This window comes from Natronococcus pandeyae (assembly GCF_008122205.1).
GTDB lineage: Archaea > Halobacteriota > Halobacteria > Halobacteriales > Natrialbaceae > Natronococcus > Natronococcus pandeyae.
In genome coordinates, this window is sequence record NZ_PHNJ01000004.1 from 270,374 (window position 1) to 287,016 (window position 16,643).

Consider the following 16,643-nt stretch of genomic DNA (forward strand, 5'->3'; position numbering starts at 1 on the left):
GACCGATCTCGCGGGAGTCAATCCTTACCATGAAACCCCACTACGAACGGATCGCGGGCCTATACAAGACGACGAAACAGCTATCGCTTCTGGAACTCTCGAAAAAGTACTTTCTCTGGAAGTTTTCCGGGGTCGTCTGGCCCGTCACGAATACGTACAGACACTACCGCTCGAAGGTGAAATACGACGCTCCGACGAGTCCGTTCATAGTTCTGCACGTCGACCCATCAACAGTCGAATACTTCACACCACACGTTACGAACAAGAAAGGTCTGGGACGGGTTCTCGACGGAGACTGGGACGCCGATCGACAGTCCCTGGACGAGTACTGGATCTCGAAGGGGCTGTACCAGCGATACGTCGATGGGCGAGAGTGGGAGGACACCGAGTACATCTCCGCTGCTCGAGAGCGGATGGACGGCTCCGGTATGCACCTGTGGGGGTACAGGACCGTCGAGGAGTTCCAGGCGCAGCGGTGTCCGTACGTGGACCGGTTGTACGAGAGTATCGCGGAATCGGGTTACGTCTCCAACGCGGAGAAGGCGTTCGAGTATCCCGAAACCGATCTCAGGATGAACGGATACTATCACGATCTCGATCCGCTCGTCTGTCTCGACAGGGACGGGAAGTTCATCGTTCGAGAGGGGATCCACCGACTGGTTCTCTGCCAGATACTCGACGTGGACGAGATTCCAGTTATGATCCTCGTGAGGCACAAGCGGTGGCAAGCGCTTCGCGAGGCGGCCTCCAACTCGGAATCGTACGACCAACTCCCGAAAGCCGCCAAACGCAACGCCACGCACCCGGATCTCCGACTGTGCCTCCGGCACCTCGACGGTGACAGGACGAACGGGACGAACGTCGGCGACGTCGTGAACCGAACATGACGGACGACACGCGGCTCCGGGTGCTCTCGATTCAGAACCGCGTTCGGTACACGTCGTTCGCCTACGAGGTCGCGAGTCGAATCGACGAACGGACGCCCGCTGACGTGACGGTCGTCTCGTACGCCGACAAGTCAGTCGCCGAACTCGAAGCCCCCGTCAGGGGACGAGTCGATGTCGTTCCACTCGGTGCTGACTCGCGCTTCGACCGCCGGGCGATCTCCCGACTGCGACGACTGCTTACCACCGGCGAGTACGACGTGTTGCACACCCACCACAATTTCGTCGGCGCACTCAGCAGCGTTCTGGCGCCGCGAAAACTACCGGTCGTCAATACGGAACACGCACACCACGACTACTACTCGGCCCCGCAGACGCTAGTCAACGCGATAACGTTGTGGCAGTCCGACCGGGTCATCGCAAACTCCAGGCAAACGAGACGCTCGTTTCGCACCTTCGAACAGCCACTCCTTCCACCGGAGGGGATCGACGTAATTTACAACGGCGTCGACGTCGATCGCATCGATCGAGTCCGCAGCGCTTCGACCAATTCCTATGGCGTCGACGACGTCCGGATCACGACCGCGTGTCGGATGGTCGACGTGAAAAACCTATCAACGCTGATACGTGCGTACGGGATCCTTGCAAAGCGGGTTCCGGAGACCCGGTTGACGCTCGTCGGCGACGGACCGGAGCGACGTCGACTCGAGGCGCTCGTCGCGAAGTTCGGGCTGAACGACCGAGTCGAGTTTACAGGACACGTCCCGCGCGAGGACGTATATCAGATACTGGACGCGAGCGACGTGTTCGTCGTTCCATCACTCATGGAGAGTTTCTGCGTCGCGGCAGTCGAGGCGATGGCTTTCGGAGTTCCGGTCGTCGCCAGCGATATCGAAGTGCTCCGCGAAGTGGTCTCCGGAGGCGGGACGTTCGCCGATCCGGAGCGACCGGACCAGTTTGCCCGTCGAATCGAGGAGCTGCTGACCGATGAGGTAAAATACCGGGGTCTGGCCGAAACCGGTCGCGCTCGAGCCCGGACGACGTTCGCCCTCGACCGAACCGCGGACGAATACTATCGGCTGTACGAACAGGTCACAGCGAGAAACGGACGGGCGAAGATCCCCTACTCGTCGTCACGGTCAACCGGAGACGGCGGATAACCGGTTCGGTACCGACCGTCGGCTCGTCGAATCACTTCCGACCCAGGAGGGTCGGCGGTTCGTGCTCCCTGAAGCGGGCGAGCGGGATCTCTTCGATCGAAAACCCGTACCCTCGGAGTCGGTCTCGGACGACGTCCATGTTGTCGTGGGGCTCGACGTACACCAATCGACAGCTCTCCGCGATCGATTCCTCGAGGCCCTCGAGCACGGCCGGAGCCGTTCCTTCGACGTCGATTTTTATAATATCCGGCGGCGGAACGTCGCCGTTTCGAACGAGTTCGTCCCCCGAGACAGTTTCGACGACCCGTCGGGTTTCGCCGGTGTCGGGATCCGAAGCGTCCGTCGCGACCGTTCCGTACTGCATTCCCGGCTTGTCCGAGTCGGCGATGAGCCGAGCCCGCTTCGACCGGTTCGAGAGCGCTCGCTCGACGACCGTCAGGTCGACCCCGTTGAGCCTGGCGTTGTCCACCAACCGCTCCACCGTCGGTCGGTGCGGTTCGAACGCGACTACGGACCCCTCCTCGAGGACGTCCGCGACGAGGCAGCTGTAGATTCCGACGTTCGCACCGACGTCGTAAAACACGTCTCCGAGTCGAACGCGCTCTACGAGGTCCACCAGCACCGGATACTCGGGTTCGACGTAGTAGTTGACGTTCTTCCACTCGACGACGCTCGTCTGATAGAACGATGCCTCAGCACCGCCGACGCGAAGTCGCGTCGTATCGTCTCCGAGCGCGATTTTGGCCCGAATGGTGGCGTTCTCGAACCCGAGATAGAAGCGCTTGATGACCGGAAATACCGGCGAATCCTGGAAGAGACGGCCGTACGTTCGAACGCTGTCTTTCATGTGAGACTGCTATGAGAACGGTGCTCTTAGAACTCACACGCCGGAGACGTTTCATTTCCGTACGGTCCGTTCCAGATACAGAGAATTACCAGCTCTCGAGCCGTCTATTGCGGAAGACGGCTAATGTATGCCACGTCCCTCTTTTATGTAGTCGAGGGGTGAACGATGGTCCGACCGAGGTCAGCGTACCAATGAGATTGTCAGAATCACGCGTTCTTCACGTCATCACCCGGTCCCACTGGGGCGGGGCCCCGAAGATTGTCAAGTACCTCTCGACCGAGTCACCAGCGAGCGTCGCCGTAGCGTGCGGACCCGGCGGAAAGCTCGTAGACGAACTGCGAAATGAAGGCGTCCCGGTGTACGTCGTCGACTCGTTACAGAGTCCGCCGAACCCAATACAGGATGCAAAATCACTGTATCGAATCACGACGCTCGTTCGCGAACTGGAACCGGACCTGGTTCACTGCCACAGTACGAAAGCGGGCGTCCTGGCGCGTATCGCTGCGCGGTTGAACGACGTTCCGTCCGTTTTCACCGTCCACGGATGGGGATTCTACAACACCGAGTACGATTTCATGGGTAGCGTCATTCGACGCGGAGAACGGACACTTGCTCGTCTCACCGACGGCTTCGTCCTCGTATCGGAAAACGACGCGGAGGCGGGCATGAGATACGACATCACCGCCGACACTCCTTCGCGGGTGATACACAACGGCGTCTCGGAGTGGCGAGCGGAAGACGAGGGGGATCTCTTCGGCGAATTACCGATCGATCCGGACAAGCCGATAATCGGATCCGTCTGCCGATTATCGCACCAGAAAGATCCACTCGAGATGCTCGAGGTGGCGAACCGACTCGCTGATCGATCGATAGATTTCGAGATGATTATTGCCGGTGATGGACCGCTGATGGACGATTGCCGTCGGTTCGTCGAGCATAACGATCTCGAAACCGTCCACTTACTCGGGTTCAGATCCGATCTCGGGCGGGTCCTCTCGACTCTGGACGTCTTTCTCATGACGTCGCGGTTCGAGGGGTTCCCGTTGACCCTTCTGGAAGCGATGCACGTAGGCATCCCGATTGTTTCGTACGACGTCGGCGGCGTTCGTGAGGCCGTGAAAGGTGGCGAGACGGGATACGTCGTTGAGCGGGGTAACACCGGCGCCTTCACCGAGCGAACGGCTCGATTGGTGGAAGACGATGCGATGCGAGAGCGGTTCGCGAACGCGTCACGACGGACTGCTCGCGACGAGTTCACGGTCGATAGGATGGTCTCGGAGTACAGAACGTTCTATCGAGAACTGGTGGCGGCGGAACGCGAGGGGATCGCTCATCCAGCGTAACTCTCGGCTTTCCGAGTCGGCCGGTGATCCGTCCGCGAGTGCGACGTGGGCGACACGCTGCAGTCGGATCCACGATAGTCGCCACGTACCGGTTCCGTGCCCGAGTGCCGTCGATAGGGGGACCAGTTCGATATGAGCGACGGATACGATCGATCTCGGGATCGGTTTCGGACGACGGATATGCGCACCGAGCGACCGATGGGCGCTACTCGTCCGAGCCGACGGCAACGGAGACGGTGGATCGCCAGGCTCCGAGAGACGGGTTCGTCCCTCCCGGCACTGCTCGTCGTTGCGGGATTAGCTCCGACCACGTGGTTGTTCCCATCCCTGTTCGGGTACGTACTGTCGGGTGCATTCCTGTGTTTTCTCGTAGCGTACGGACTGGTCGCTGGGAGAATGCCTCGAGTAAAGTCGGCGATCGTCGCGCTACTGGTGTTGTACTGGCTCGGTCTGATACACCAGTTTTTCGTGACCGGTATGACGACGTACCTCCCCTACGTCTTCCTCACGCCGCTGTCGATCGTTGCGCTCGTGCTCGTTGCACCCCAACTGATTCGATACGATCCGTTACGGTACGCGATCTCGCTCTCGACGCTCGTAGTCGCCTTTGCAGTGATCGGGTACCTGTTATTGCTTTCACACCACTACCTGGGTGTCGACGCCTCGTGGACCGGACGGGATTCGATCGGCGGCTATCCCGTACTAATCACCTCCGTATTCGAGAACCCGAACCACTTCGGGATCGTGACCACGATCGGAACCGTTTCCGTGATCTACGCCTGGCTCGAGACGCGACGAACGCTCTGGGCGGTTGCGATTCCCGTCCTCGTCGTGGCGATCCTCTTTTCTTACTCGCGGACGGCGCTGGCGGCCGGCGCCGTCGGGACGATCGTACTCCTCTTCAAAGAAGACCGACGGATCGGTATCGTCGTCGGAACGGCGGCGATCGTCGGCCTGCTGGCGATCGTCTATCATCCGTTCTTCGAAGAGTACTATCGACTCGCCGACGAGAGCTTCGCGGGTCGAATGGACGTGTGGGAGGAAGCCTGGCTGGCAGCTACCGTCGACCCGTTCGTCGGTGCCGCGTTCGATAGCGGGATCAGACACCACAATTCGTACGTCTCGGTCCTACTCAATGCCGGGTTCGTAGCCGGCGGCTTTTACCTGCTCGCCGTCGGCGGAGCGCTAGCCCTGGCTGCGCGGAAGTCGATACGCGGCGATCGGTGGGACGCCTACGTGTTCGCGACGTTGCTGGTGATCTGCATTCAGTTTCTCACCGAATCGACTACGTTCGGCGGACTGACCACGATGTCGCTTCTCTTCGGCCTCTACGCCGGCCTCATCGTCCAGTTACCCACAGGCCGTCTGCGGCGGTACGAGCGGTTCGAATCTCCCTGACTTCTCGGACGGAAGACGTTTCGAGGGGATTCCGGACAGCCAAGGCAGTATCCGTCGACCTTCGTTGTCAGCACAGTACCGAAATCGGACGCGTCGACCCGCCCGGGCTGGGCGATCGACGAACTCGAGAGGTAGTGCGGACGGAGAGCCTCGACCTCGAACCTGGGACAGTCGACGACCCCTTGTGCTCACTCGTTGCTCGTTTCTCCCTCGTCGCTCGTCTCCCCCTCGTCGTCGATGTCCTGCTCTGGCGGGGCAGACCCCTCGTCAGCCCGCTCTTGAGGCGGGGCAAATTTGTAGTGTGCCGCCCCGTCGAGGACGTAAAACGAACTGCGCTCCGGATCTTCGACGACTCTCCTGTCGCTGTCGATCGCAACATCCACGAGATCCCGTAGCGTCGCCGTTTCGACGCCTGAGCCGTCGAGTTGCTCGTCGGAAATTCGCCCCTGGGAGATCCACTCGTCGAATACTTTTCTCTCGTGTTCGAACTCGGCCGTCTCCCGCTCCCGCTCCGGCGGAATAAGCACTCCCTGCTGTCGCGCAATCCCCACGAGGACGAGCGCCGCGAGGCTCGCGATTAAAAGGCCGGACGATACCAGGAACTGAATCGTCGTCAACAGTCCTGGGGGGAAAAACGCCGCGAGACCGCCCGGCTCCTCCGCTTCGACGGTGTACACGTCGTCTTCGAGGATGATTCGCATTTCGTCCTGGTCGGTGGCGAGTTCGGAATTCCCGTCGTCCGCGTCGACGACGATCGTTTCGACCATGACCAAGATCTCAGGATCTCCGGGTGCTTCTCCGAGCATCCACTCGTATTCGTCGATGCGGTCTTTTTCTTGGGCCACGTCGACGGTAAAGTCGACACGTTCGGTCTCTCCGGAATCTACGGTTCGCTCGTCTTCCTGGAGCGTTTGCGTCTGGCTCCAGAACTCCTCGTGCTCGTCGTCTTCGTCCGGAACCACTCGCGTGACGGCGGTAACCTCGGTCTCGACGACGACCTCGTCGGTTTGGTCGGTTTCGTAGGTGTACGCAAATTCACCGTCTAGTTCGGGGGCGACCGTCGCAAAGTATGTCGATCTGTCGGTCAGATCGGTACCGTTCGGAAAGGCGGGGTTTGGCACTTGTACCGTCGCGCCGTGTTCGAATTCGGTCGAACCGTGTGTTTCTTCCGCGGCGTACGCGGCGTACGCCGCCCAACCGCCGAACAGTGCGAGTACGACGAGCACCGCGACGAGAATCGGGAATCTGTCGTTTACCGTTCGCCGAAGTGAGATCATAATTCTGCCGTCCATTACTTTTTTTCACGAAGTTTGAGCCAGTACGTGTTCATTCTGCTACGTTCAATTGCAATACTATCGCGTTCAGCGGCGCTCGTCCCGGCTACCGGTGTCACTACCCTCGCTGGTCGGGTGTGACAAAAAATGCGCGGACCGTCCAACATACATCGTCGTCTTTGCCCGCATTGACGAACCCCGTAACAAGGCTTTGGCCGATCCGGCGAGCACCGCTCGAGAGGATGACGAAACGTCGAGATTTGCACTGAGGATGCTCTGGTCCGACGCCCGGATAGCCGCTATCGGCGGTATTGCGAGTAATGGAGCTCTGATCGGTGACGATGTGGAGTAAATCCATCGTAGAACTTATTTGGTCGCGATCAGCATGCGGATGTCTTTTGCGACAGTCCACAGCTGCCGGCAGACGATCCGGATGTCCAGTACGATCGATTGGCGACGTATGTACTCGAGGTCGTGTCGGAGTTTCTCTTCGCTGGCCGTGCTGCTAACGCCGTTGATCTGTGCGACACCGGTAAGCCCTGGCTTAATGAACCAGCGTTTTGGCCACTCCTCGACCGTCTCTTCGAGCAACCGTTCCTCTTTCACCCAAGCCGCACGAGGTCCGACGACGCTCATCTCCCCGCGGAGAATCGTCCACAGTTGCGGGATTTCGTCCATATTGGTTCTCCGTAGCACGGCACCGACGGACGTGATCCGATCGTTTTCCTCGTCGTGTTCCGGTTTCGCGTTCTCGCTATCGGTGTACATCGTCCGGAACTTGTGCAGCTGAAACGTGGCGCCGAGTAACCCCGTCCGTCGCTGCGAGTATAGCACAGGACCAGAACTATCGAGTTTGATTGCGAGCGCGATGACGGCGATGATCGGTGCCAGCGCAACCAATCCGACCGCTGCGAACGTAACGTCGAACGCCCGTTTCACGGCTCGCTGTCTCCGCGAGAACGGCTCCAAGACGACGGTAGCCCACTCGTTACACACGTCATCGACGAGTACTTTCGAACAGTGGTCCGTGTGGACGGCAGCTTCGACGGTGTGTGATCGACATGTGCGGAGGATCCCGAAAAACCCGTTGCGATCGGTCTCTTGGAACGCGAGGACGACCCGATCGACGTCTCGATCTTCGAGGACGCTTTCGAACTCGCAGGGTTTTCGGACGATCCGTTCTCGCCAAGCGTCGATGTTGACGTTGCTGCCGCCGTCGACGTAAAATTCGCGCGTGTTCGAGAATTCGGCGAGTGCTCTCTCGATCCGGTGTCGGTCGTCACCGACGACGACGGTGTTCTCCGAACTCCGGTTCGACAAGTCGTATACTTCCCACTGTTTGACACTCATGTCGATGCCTCCTGGAATGCTGGTTCGTGCGTTGCTATCAGAGGAAGTCCAGACGTGAATCGAGGGTCGTTCTTACGCCACTGACTCATCTCACTCCCTCGTCTTCGCCAATTCGTGTTCACCAATTTGGGTAACAGTGGAGGCACGACCCGGACGCGGCCTCGCAATAGCGGAGGAGATAGAGATGACTCCTCGATACTGTTTCTGATCAAACCTAGTTCGTGGCATCCAGAATTCGAGTGAAAAAGAGCGAGAGTCGTTACAGCGTTCCGTGCCCAGTTTCCTCAGTCACTGATAACCATAAACGAAAGTATCGGATCATTGGCAATCAGCGGTTGATAAGCTGATTGAAGGTCGATTCACCTGTACATTTCTCGGCACTATGAAGCCGGTAGTTGGTCCAATGGTGTGGTTTTGTAGCGTTTCAGTTCATAACGCGCCCGGGGCGAAGTCCATCCATCCGCCAATTATCTCTTTCTTGACAAAGCACCGGCGTGACCCTGATCCGTTGCGACAATCATCCCTCTCGTAATGGGGTTCGACTGTCACGTCGTCTTTGACAGTCGGGATGGCGAAGGATGCGTTCCCTTGCAGATCGAAGGCGAACCCGCGCCCAACGGATGATGCACTCTCGACAGTGCGTTCGATTTCCACCGAGTTCTCGTGCGATTCTCGCCGGTGGACGCCGCGCCGTCGTTCGCGCCTCGAGTTTCAGTCGGGATCCGATGACACCATCTCTTGCCGGTTCCGAGGCCGTTCAGCGGGCTCGAACGGGCCCGAAACATACACCCGAGAACCAGCGGGGTCCCCGAACTGCGGCTGTCACTCCTCGGCGACCTGCGTTCTGTCGGTCAAGAGGTTCTCGGCTCTCTCCCTGTCTTCGGGATAGCCGACATCGATGCGCCAGCCGTCCATTCGAATCGCGTCGATCGTACGCCCCGACTGGAGCAGTAAATCGATCGCGTCCGGGAGTTCGTACTCGCCGCGATCCGACGGCTGAACCAGCTGACAGGCGTAGAAGATCGCGGGGGAAAACGTGTAAAAACCGGTCATCACCAGATTCGACGGCGGATCGTCCGGCTTTTCGACGACTTCGACGATCTCACCGTACTCGTTCGTGTCGAGGACGCCGTATCGGGAAGCCTCCTCGTACGGAACCTCTTCAACGAGAAAGGCGGCATCCGCCCGGTCTTCTTGCTGGCGGTTCATGACGTCGTGCAGATTTGCTCGGAAGATATTATCTCCGAGCATCATGACGAAGTCTCCATCGACGTGCGGCTCTGCCTGGAGGATCGCGTGGGCGAGTCCTAGCTGTTCGCGCTGATGGGCGTACGTGATGGGGATCCCCTCGTACTCGTCCTCGTACCGTTCGATGATCTGTTCTTTCTTGTATCCGACGACGACGATCAGTTCGCTGACACCGATCGCAAGGAGGTTGTCGAAAACGTCTTCGACAATGGGTTTCCCGTCGACTTCGACCAGCGCTTTCGGCTTGGTTTCGGTGAGCGGTTGGAGACGAGTCCCCTTTCCGGCTGCCAGTACCACAGCCTGCATGTTCTTCGACCACCCCGAGTTGGATCAAAGAGAAAGCCCTTGCAATTGCAACCAGGCCATCGTCCGAACCATCCGAATTGTCAGTTTTCGGCCTCCATTGCGGTCGTCGACAGCATATTCACTCGGCTTGCCGTCCGTCGTGTTCGATGACCTCGACGAGTTCGTCGAGACGATCGAGTGCAGGAGGCCGAGACAGCCGCCGTACATCGACCCGCTTTGCGAGGGTCGCACACCGCTCGAAGTGCTCCGCGTCCTCGTCGCGCGTCGAATAGGTATTGCGAGCGATCGAGAACACCGCTTCCCCCGGCGAAACGTCGGCTACTTGAGGCTCGCTTCCCTCCGCGATCACGTAGATCCGAGACAGCGGAAGCGGCTTCGACGGAAAACGACGCTCTATCCGGTAATAGACGCGTCCGTTCGGAGGCGAGTTGGGGACCCTCGGCAGTTCGAGTTCGCGCGCCGTGGCGGGCGCGAGTTTCGCCCGTGGAAAGCCGGGTGGAACGACGGCGTCGCCACCATCGTGTCTAACCGGGACGATGTCGTCAGCGACCAGACCGTGTCCATTCGCATAACACGCACCGGCCGCGGTCGACTTTCCCGCCCCCGACGGTCCCGTGAACGCAACGGCTCGCCCGCCGATCCTGACGGCGCTCGCGTGAAGTACGAGTGCACCTCGCTGGTGGAGGAGGAGTCGGAGCACGGGTCCGAGAAGAAACTGTCTGAACGCTTTGCCGGTCGCACCTGGGGCAACATCGACGACGATCGTCGTCCCCTCGGTCACGAGAACGCGTCCGACCCCACCGTCGAGATACGTTCCGGAAGCAACCTGACGTACCCGTATCTCGCGGCCGTCTGGCGAGAGCGCGTCGGACCGCGGCTCGACCGATCCCGATCGAATCTCCGCGTCCGGCGCGTCCCTCGTCTCGCATAACTCCGGCAGTGGGAACTCCGACTCGAGGGTAAGACCGAACGCTCGGTACGTTTTCATAACCGGACTCGTTCATTAACGCCAGGGTGGTCCCGGGGGACGCGGTGGAACGTCCGGTCGGTACATCTGCTCGGTTATCTCTCCGAGTTCACCGTACTCGGTTACGGTTGGTGGATTGTACGTTCTTTCGGTCATGTGCCCGCCTATCACCTTCCGAGGCGAAGCAATCAAACCGCACGTCGATTACGACCGGAAACGGTGGAATATCTGGAATGATACCGGTTGACAGTATCGGAAACGTCCAACCGCGTTCGAATGCCGACCCCCCGTAGTTAATCAGCCACACACCAAGAACTGTCGGTTCGGAGACGACCGAAAACGACCATTTTCGACCGTTTAGTCGATCGACACGCCGCTCGTCGTGATCGCACGGAGGGCACCCGATTCGACTCGGCTCACGCTCCGGATTCGTGATCTCGGTGCGCCGAGTAGTCCCCGAGACCTCCGCTGCCCAGGGGTTCATACTCCTCGAGATCAACGTCGTCGCCGACGATCGGTCGACCGTCGACTGTGACCCACGCGTGCGCGAATATACCGTGATCGTTTCGCTGGACGCCGATCCGTACGTCGACGTCGTAGCCGAACGCGACGAGGAGTGAACGGGCGACGATCGCCGTGGTCAAACACGACGAGCCTGGTATCCGGCGCTCGACAGCGACTACTGTGGCGGCCACATCGGTCGGCGCCCGTTTCGTCGATCCGAACGTGCCGATCCGTGCGATCGTCGTCGTGACTCGCGTCACCGTCGAAAGGTTCGATACGCGCATGCCGGCGCTCGCGACGAACGAAAGCACCGCCCCGACTACCGTCAACCGTCGGTCGACGCGTCGACCGTCACCCATCCGTTCGTTCGATCAACCGCGCCTTTTCGAGGTCGACGAGTAACGCCTCGAGATCCGTCTCGACGCGTCGTCGATCGACGTCGTACTCCACAACGACGCTCCGACACAGTTCGTCGATGGTTATCGGTTCCTGTAGCCGCTCCCAGACGAACGGGCCGATCCCGTCGACGCCGTAGTACGTGCCAGTCTCGAGTTGCAGGATGACCTGTTCACCCTCGAGTTCCGTCGATACGTGATCGCGTACCGCTCTCACGGTCGCATCGGCTGAGTACGCTTCCATCGGTATCGGCCCCGTGACAGCGAACCATTCGACGGGGCAAGAACCTAACCAGAAGGCAGGTTTTTGAAAGATCCTCTCGGGAGTGTTCCTCCCGTAAATACGGTGTTTACCCGAAAGCGAGAGAACCGTTAAATACACCTCTCGCGTCGATAGGCCACACGCGGCCCGGGTGAAACGGTGGAAGACGTTACGCTCCGGCGGAAGCTACGCGCGCTGTGGCGCGTCGCTCGCTACGACCCGTTACTCGTCGTGCTCATCGTAGTGCTGAGCCTTCTCACTGCCGTTCTCGAAGGTGTCAGCATCGGGTTTCTCCTGCCGATCATCGAACAGATGAGCGGCGGCGGCGACCCGAACGACGGCGAGTTCATCGTCCAAGCGTTCGAACGCGTTTACAGGGCCGTTGGCGTCCCGCTGACGCTCGGCACGCTCATCGGCGGCGTTGGCCTCGCGATGAGTGTTCGATACGCGTCGAATTTTGCCGTCGCGTGGCTTCAGGCTCTCCTCGGCACCAGATACGTCCGTGACGTAATGCGCGACCTGTACGACGGATGCCTCGACGCGCGGCTAGCCGAACTCGACGAACACGGATCCGACGAGTTGCTCAACGCGGTGATTACGGAGGTCGGATACCCCGAACGCATCCTCCTCTCGATCACGTCCATCGTTCAGCAGTCGCTGCTGTGTCTCGTGTACGTCGCTATCGCGCTGTACCTCGCCCCAACGCTGACGCTCGCCGCTGCGGTCGTACTCGGCAGCCTCGTAATCGCGGTCCACCGCGTCGTTCGGCCGGCTTACGCGACCGGAAGCCGAACGGCGGAAGCGAATGAAACGATTCAGCAACTCGCACAGAGCGGAATTCAGGGCCGGCGCGACGTTCGATTGTACCGTTTACAGGACAGACTGGCGGCGGCGTTCGAAGCCGCTACCGACGAGTACACGGACGCGGCGGTCACCCTCCAGCGAAACGAGGCGCTCCTTCGCAACGCGTATCGGTTGCTGAGTATGGCCTTCATCCTCGTCCTCATCTACGTCTCGATCGTCGTCGCCTCGCTGTCGATCGGCGCTCTCGCCGTCTTTTTGTTCGCGATGTACCGTCTGGCGCCCCGGATCAGTACGCTGAACGACCTCGCGTACCACGTCGACGGGACTCTCCCGCATCTGATCCGCCTGCAGACCCTTCGCGCTCGACTCGAGGCCAACGACGAGCGGACCGCCGGCGGCGACACCCCGCCGGACGACATCGAAACGATTCGATTCGACGATGTGTCGTTCTCTTACGGGGACCGGCCGGTCGTTCGAAACCTGTCGGTGACGCTCCGCCGTCCCGAATTCGTCGCGTTCGTCGGCGAATCTGGGGCCGGAAAGTCGACCGTCGCCTCGCTAATCACCCGCCTGTACGAACCCGACGACGGGGCGATCCTGGCAAACGGGACGTCGATCGAATCCTACGACGTCTCCGCATGGCGCTCGAAGATCGCGATGGTTCACCAAGAGCCGTACATCTTCGACGAGACGCTCCGGTTCAATCTCGTCGTTGGCAGCCCCGACGCGACGGATCGAGAGATCGAGCGCGCCTGCGAGATCGCCGGCGTCACCGAGTTCGTCGACCAGCTACCGGCTCGCTACGACACCGAGCTCGGCGACGAGGGGATTCGACTGTCCGGTGGGCAGAAACAGCGTGTCGCGCTCGCACGCGCGCTCGTCACGGACGCCGATGTCCTCGTCCTCGACGAGGCGACGAGCGACGTCGACGCGGCGATCGAGGCGGATATCCACGCCGCGATCGCCGACGCGTACGCCGATCGACTGACGATCGTGATCGCACACAGGCTCTCGGCGGTCAGCGGCGCGGATCGAATCTATCTCGTGGACGACGGCCGGATCGCGAACCGCGGGACCCACCAGTCGCTCCTCGCTGACGAGGGGAAGTACACGGAGTTAGTCGAGGCCCAGCAGCAATCCTGATCGGGCACGCGACACGGAAGTCGACTTTGTCGCGCTCGACCGTTCCGGTTCGGGATCGATCACTGGAGGTAGCCCATGTCCTCCAGGCGCTGCTTCGTCGATCCGTCGACCGAGAGCGAACCGTCGTCGGTGGGTCGCCGCAAGTCGCCCCGCTCCGCTTCAATCTTCGCGGCCAGTTTGGCGCGGACGTCCGGTTCGTCGTCCGCGACGTTTTCCGATTCGGCCGGATCGGCGGCGAGATCGTACAGCTCCTCGCTTCCGTCCGTTCCTTCGATGTACTTCCACTCGGTCGTCCGAATCGATCGGAGACCGCGATCAAACCGACGACGAACTTTGTCAGGCACTTCCCCCATCCAGCGCTCGAGCGCCTTCATCGACGGCTGGGGCGACAGATACTCGGAGATCACGAATTCCCGTCCGTCGTCGTAGAGGTTCCGCCGAGAAACCGAGGCGGCCTTGTCCGCGTCCAGCGTACTTCCGGCCGCCTCGAGGAGCGTCGGGTAGAGGTCGCGAAGTTCGACCAGCCCCTCGCGCGTTCGACCGGGCTCGAAGGACGACGGGTGTCGAACGACGAGCGGAACGTGCGTCAGGGTATCGTACAGGCAGTACTGGTGATCCATCAACCCGTGATCGCCGATGTTCTCGCCGTGATCGCCGACCACGACGAGGAGCGTGTTCTCCAGTTCTCCTAGGTCCCGTAACTCGTCGTAGAGCTTTTCCAGCCGATAATCGAGGTAGCGGAGTTCTGCGCGGTAGAGCCCTTCGAGGATCTCGAAGTCTCGTTCGTCCATCTCGGTGTGTCCGGTCAGGTACGCCCAGGCGTCTTGATTGACGGATTTCGCCTCCGGCCAACTCACGTCCGACGGCAAGAACGTCGAACGGAATTTCCGCGGCGGACGGTACTCGAGGTGTGGTTCGATGTAGTTGACGAACGCGAAGAACGGCCGTTCGGGGTCTCGTTGCGACCGAAACCACCGCTCGAGTCGATAGTTCGTCACGAGCGCACCGCTGTCGTACACTCGCCGCCAGTTTGCGAAGAGCGCATCACAGAGTGTCTTGTACCCGTCCCGACCGGCCAACTGTTTCCCGACGGCCGCTGCCCGCTCGCGAAACCCGTTCGCTTCCTTCGCGATTCTCGCGAGATCCGCACTACCGAACAGCTCCCAGCCGACGAGAAAGTCCTCGAACCCCCTGTCGTAGCCGAACGCCGGGCTCACCCACGTATTGTTCGAGTACGCGACGGTCTGGTAGCCGTCCTCGCGCAATCGCTCCGCGAGGGTCGGGATCGCCGGTTCGAAAGACTTCGAGGCCGCGTGGCTCCCGTGATCGGACGTGTATTGGCCCGTGAACAGCGACGAGTGCGACGGGACCGTCCAGGGGGCGGTGGTGAACGCGTTCGTGAACGTGACGCCGTCGTCGGCGATCCGATGAAGGGCGGGCATCACGTCCTCGCGACCGAGCACGTCCTGCGCTCGGGCCGTATCCATGACGACCAGAACGATGTTGGGCGGATCCATTGCAACCACCTCACGCGAGAGCCTGTAAAAACGTTTTTCGAGGGTGTTTTGACCGTCGGGACGGCGAGACGATCGTTTCGAGCGATACGAACTCACTGGCGAGAGTGAACGGATGAAGCGAGGCCAAATAGGCCCGGATAGTTCATAAACCGTGCAAAATTCCCGCCGATCGTGCTGAAGTATTGTCTTTCACCTCCTACAGAATACATGATTAAATGGGCAGGTGTGTAGCGAGCACACGGAAATATGGAACTCCGAAATAGTACCGTTCTCGTCACCGGAGGCGCCGGGTTCATCGGCTCACATCTCTGTCGTGCCCTGGTCGAGGCCGACGCAGACGTGGTCGTCGTCGACGATCTTTCGACGGGGCGAGCGCCCCTGGTGTCGTCCGAGGGACCCGTCGAACCGATCGACGTCCGATCGGATACGCTCTCGAGCACCATCATCGACGTGAGCCCAGACGCAATCGTCCACCTCGCGGCGATCCACTACGTTCCGTACTGTGACGAACACCCTCGAGAAACGTTCGAAGTGAACGTTCTCGGGACGAGACAACTCCTCGAGGCGGCCCGTCGCGTGCCGGATTTGCAGAAGTTCGTCTTCGCCTCGTCGGCGGCCGTGTATCCGCCGCGAGCCGAGGCAAACGAGGAGTCCGCTCGGCTGGATCCGGTGGACGTCTACGGCGAAACGAAACTCGTCGGGGAGGACCTCGTTCGGCTGTTCGCCGCCGATACCGACGTCCCGACCGCGTTAGCGCGATTGTTCAACGTGTACGGCCCGAACGAGACGAACTCGCACCTGATCCCGGCGATTCTGATGCAGATCCGCGACGGTCGGCGCGAGGTCGAACTCGGAAATCTCACGCCGCGGCGAGACTTCGTTTACGTCGACGACGTCGTCAGGGCAATTATCGCGATGCTCACCGATTTCGACGGCGACTGTCGCCCGTTCAACGTCGGGACCGGAACCACCCACTCCGTCCGCGAAGTAGTGGAGGTGACGAGTCGTGCACTCGACGACGACATCGCGATCACACAGGACGAAGGCCGAACGAGGGAAAGCGATAGACCGCACCTCGAGGCCGACGTCAGCCGGATACGGGACGAACTCGGTTGGACACCCGACGTCACGTTCCAGGAAGGGATTCGGCGGATACTCTCGAGCGGACGGATCACCGCCGGCGAGGAGCTATCCCCCGGCGCCGACGACTGATCGTGCGGTACTCAGCCGAACTGCTCGAC

General features: G+C 60.5%; 14 protein-coding genes. 6 read left to right on the forward strand and 8 right to left on the reverse strand.

Translation table 11 applies throughout. The features are described 5' to 3' along the window. The first annotated feature begins 29 nt into the window (after nt 1-29). Both CV102_RS10155 and CV102_RS10160 read left to right on the forward strand, forming a co-directional pair. A complete protein-coding gene (locus CV102_RS10155) occupies nt 30-887 on the forward strand; it encodes a hypothetical protein (protein WP_148857883.1) in 858 nt (285 codons plus the stop codon). Further along, a complete protein-coding gene (locus CV102_RS10160) occupies nt 884-2,044 on the forward strand; it encodes a glycosyltransferase family 4 protein (protein WP_148857884.1) in 1,161 nt (386 codons plus the stop codon). The genes CV102_RS10155 and CV102_RS10160 overlap by 4 nt, the downstream gene beginning before the upstream one ends. Before the next feature lie 31 nt (nt 2,045-2,075). On the opposite strand, the gene CV102_RS10165 is transcribed toward CV102_RS10160, so the two are convergent. Then, complete coding sequence (locus CV102_RS10165) at nt 2,076-2,891, reverse strand: FkbM family methyltransferase (RefSeq protein ID WP_148857885.1); 816 nt, start codon at nt 2,889-2,891, stop codon at nt 2,076-2,078. 191 nt (nt 2,892-3,082) lie between these two features. On the opposite strand from CV102_RS10165, the gene CV102_RS10170 reads away from it, so the two are divergent. Then, nucleotides 3,083-4,234: a glycosyltransferase family 4 protein gene (locus tag CV102_RS10170; RefSeq protein ID WP_187432925.1), complete on the forward strand. Its 1,152-nt coding sequence runs from the start codon at nt 3,083-3,085 to the stop codon at nt 4,232-4,234. Nucleotides 4,235-4,711: 477 nt separating this feature from the next. After that, nucleotides 4,712-5,632 carry an O-antigen ligase family protein gene (locus tag CV102_RS10175; protein ID WP_148857887.1) on the forward strand — a complete coding sequence of 307 codons (921 nt, stop codon included), beginning with the start codon at nt 4,712-4,714 and terminating at the stop codon, nt 5,630-5,632. Between the two features lie 188 nt (nt 5,633-5,820). Here the strand turns inward: CV102_RS10175 and CV102_RS10180 are convergent, their stop codons facing one another. From CV102_RS10180 to CV102_RS10205, 6 genes are all read right to left on the reverse strand, one after another. Further along, nucleotides 5,821-6,924 carry a DUF5305 family protein gene (locus CV102_RS10180; RefSeq protein ID WP_148857888.1) on the reverse strand — a complete coding sequence of 368 codons (1,104 nt, stop codon included), beginning with the start codon at nt 6,922-6,924 and terminating at the stop codon, nt 5,821-5,823. Between the two features lie 348 nt (nt 6,925-7,272). Beyond that, the gene (locus tag CV102_RS10185; RefSeq protein ID WP_148857889.1) at nt 7,273-8,256 is read right to left on the reverse strand and encodes a sugar transferase; all 984 of its coding nucleotides are present in this window, start codon (nt 8,254-8,256) and stop codon (nt 7,273-7,275) included. An 822-nt stretch (nt 8,257-9,078) separates the two neighbouring features. After that, entirely contained in the window at nt 9,079-9,810 is a 732-nt protein-coding gene (gene aglF, locus CV102_RS10190; protein WP_148857890.1) for a UTP--glucose-1-phosphate uridylyltransferase AglF, read from the reverse strand. 118 nt (nt 9,811-9,928) lie between these two features. Further along, nucleotides 9,929-10,798, reverse strand: a complete 870-nt coding sequence (locus CV102_RS10195) for a hypothetical protein (RefSeq protein ID WP_148857891.1) — start codon at nt 10,796-10,798, stop codon at nt 9,929-9,931. A 395-nt stretch (nt 10,799-11,193) separates the two neighbouring features. Beyond that, nucleotides 11,194-11,640 carry a lasso peptide biosynthesis B2 protein gene (locus CV102_RS10200; RefSeq protein ID WP_148857892.1) on the reverse strand — a complete coding sequence of 149 codons (447 nt, stop codon included), beginning with the start codon at nt 11,638-11,640 and terminating at the stop codon, nt 11,194-11,196. Beyond that, nucleotides 11,633-11,920 (reverse strand): PqqD family protein, encoded by a 288-nt coding sequence (locus CV102_RS10205; protein WP_148857893.1) that lies wholly within the window; start codon nt 11,918-11,920, stop codon nt 11,633-11,635. The genes CV102_RS10200 and CV102_RS10205 overlap by 8 nt, the downstream gene beginning before the upstream one ends. 177 nt (nt 11,921-12,097) lie before the next feature. On the opposite strand from CV102_RS10205, the gene CV102_RS10210 reads away from it, so the two are divergent. Next, nucleotides 12,098-13,885: an ABC transporter ATP-binding protein gene (locus CV102_RS10210; protein ID WP_148857894.1), complete on the forward strand. Its 1,788-nt coding sequence runs from the start codon at nt 12,098-12,100 to the stop codon at nt 13,883-13,885. 59 nt (nt 13,886-13,944) lie between these two features. Here CV102_RS10210 and CV102_RS10215 read toward each other — a convergent pair whose 3' ends face one another. Next, entirely contained in the window at nt 13,945-15,402 is a 1,458-nt protein-coding gene (locus CV102_RS10215) for a sulfatase family protein (protein WP_148857895.1), read from the reverse strand. Nucleotides 15,403-15,648: 246 nt separating this feature from the next. Between CV102_RS10215 and CV102_RS10220 the strand changes: the two genes are divergently transcribed. Then, nucleotides 15,649-16,614, forward strand: a complete 966-nt coding sequence (locus CV102_RS10220) for an NAD-dependent epimerase/dehydratase family protein (RefSeq protein ID WP_148857896.1) — start codon at nt 15,649-15,651, stop codon at nt 16,612-16,614. Nucleotides 16,615-16,643 lie beyond the last annotated feature (29 nt).

Coding starts and splice junctions, on each gene's coding strand:
- CV102_RS10155 (WP_148857883.1), top strand. CDS start 30: ATGAAACCCCACTACGAACGGATCGCGGGCCTATACAAGACGACGAAA.
- CV102_RS10160 (WP_148857884.1), top strand. CDS start 884: ATGACGGACGACACGCGGCTCCGGGTGCTCTCGATTCAGAACCGCGTT.
- CV102_RS10165 (WP_148857885.1), bottom strand. CDS start 2,891: ATGAAAGACAGCGTTCGAACGTACGGCCGTCTCTTCCAGGATTCGCCG.
- CV102_RS10170 (WP_187432925.1), top strand. CDS start 3,083: ATGAGATTGTCAGAATCACGCGTTCTTCACGTCATCACCCGGTCCCAC.
- CV102_RS10175 (WP_148857887.1), top strand. CDS start 4,712: ATGACGACGTACCTCCCCTACGTCTTCCTCACGCCGCTGTCGATCGTT.
- CV102_RS10180 (WP_148857888.1), bottom strand. CDS start 6,924: ATGGACGGCAGAATTATGATCTCACTTCGGCGAACGGTAAACGACAGA.
- CV102_RS10185 (WP_148857889.1), bottom strand. CDS start 8,256: ATGAGTGTCAAACAGTGGGAAGTATACGACTTGTCGAACCGGAGTTCG.
- aglF (WP_148857890.1), bottom strand. CDS start 9,810: ATGCAGGCTGTGGTACTGGCAGCCGGAAAGGGGACTCGTCTCCAACCG.
- CV102_RS10195 (WP_148857891.1), bottom strand. CDS start 10,798: ATGAAAACGTACCGAGCGTTCGGTCTTACCCTCGAGTCGGAGTTCCCA.
- CV102_RS10200 (WP_148857892.1), bottom strand. CDS start 11,640: ATGGGTGACGGTCGACGCGTCGACCGACGGTTGACGGTAGTCGGGGCG.
- CV102_RS10205 (WP_148857893.1), bottom strand. CDS start 11,920: ATGGAAGCGTACTCAGCCGATGCGACCGTGAGAGCGGTACGCGATCAC.
- CV102_RS10215 (WP_148857895.1), bottom strand. CDS start 15,402: ATGGATCCGCCCAACATCGTTCTGGTCGTCATGGATACGGCCCGAGCG.
- CV102_RS10220 (WP_148857896.1), top strand. CDS start 15,649: ATGGAACTCCGAAATAGTACCGTTCTCGTCACCGGAGGCGCCGGGTTC.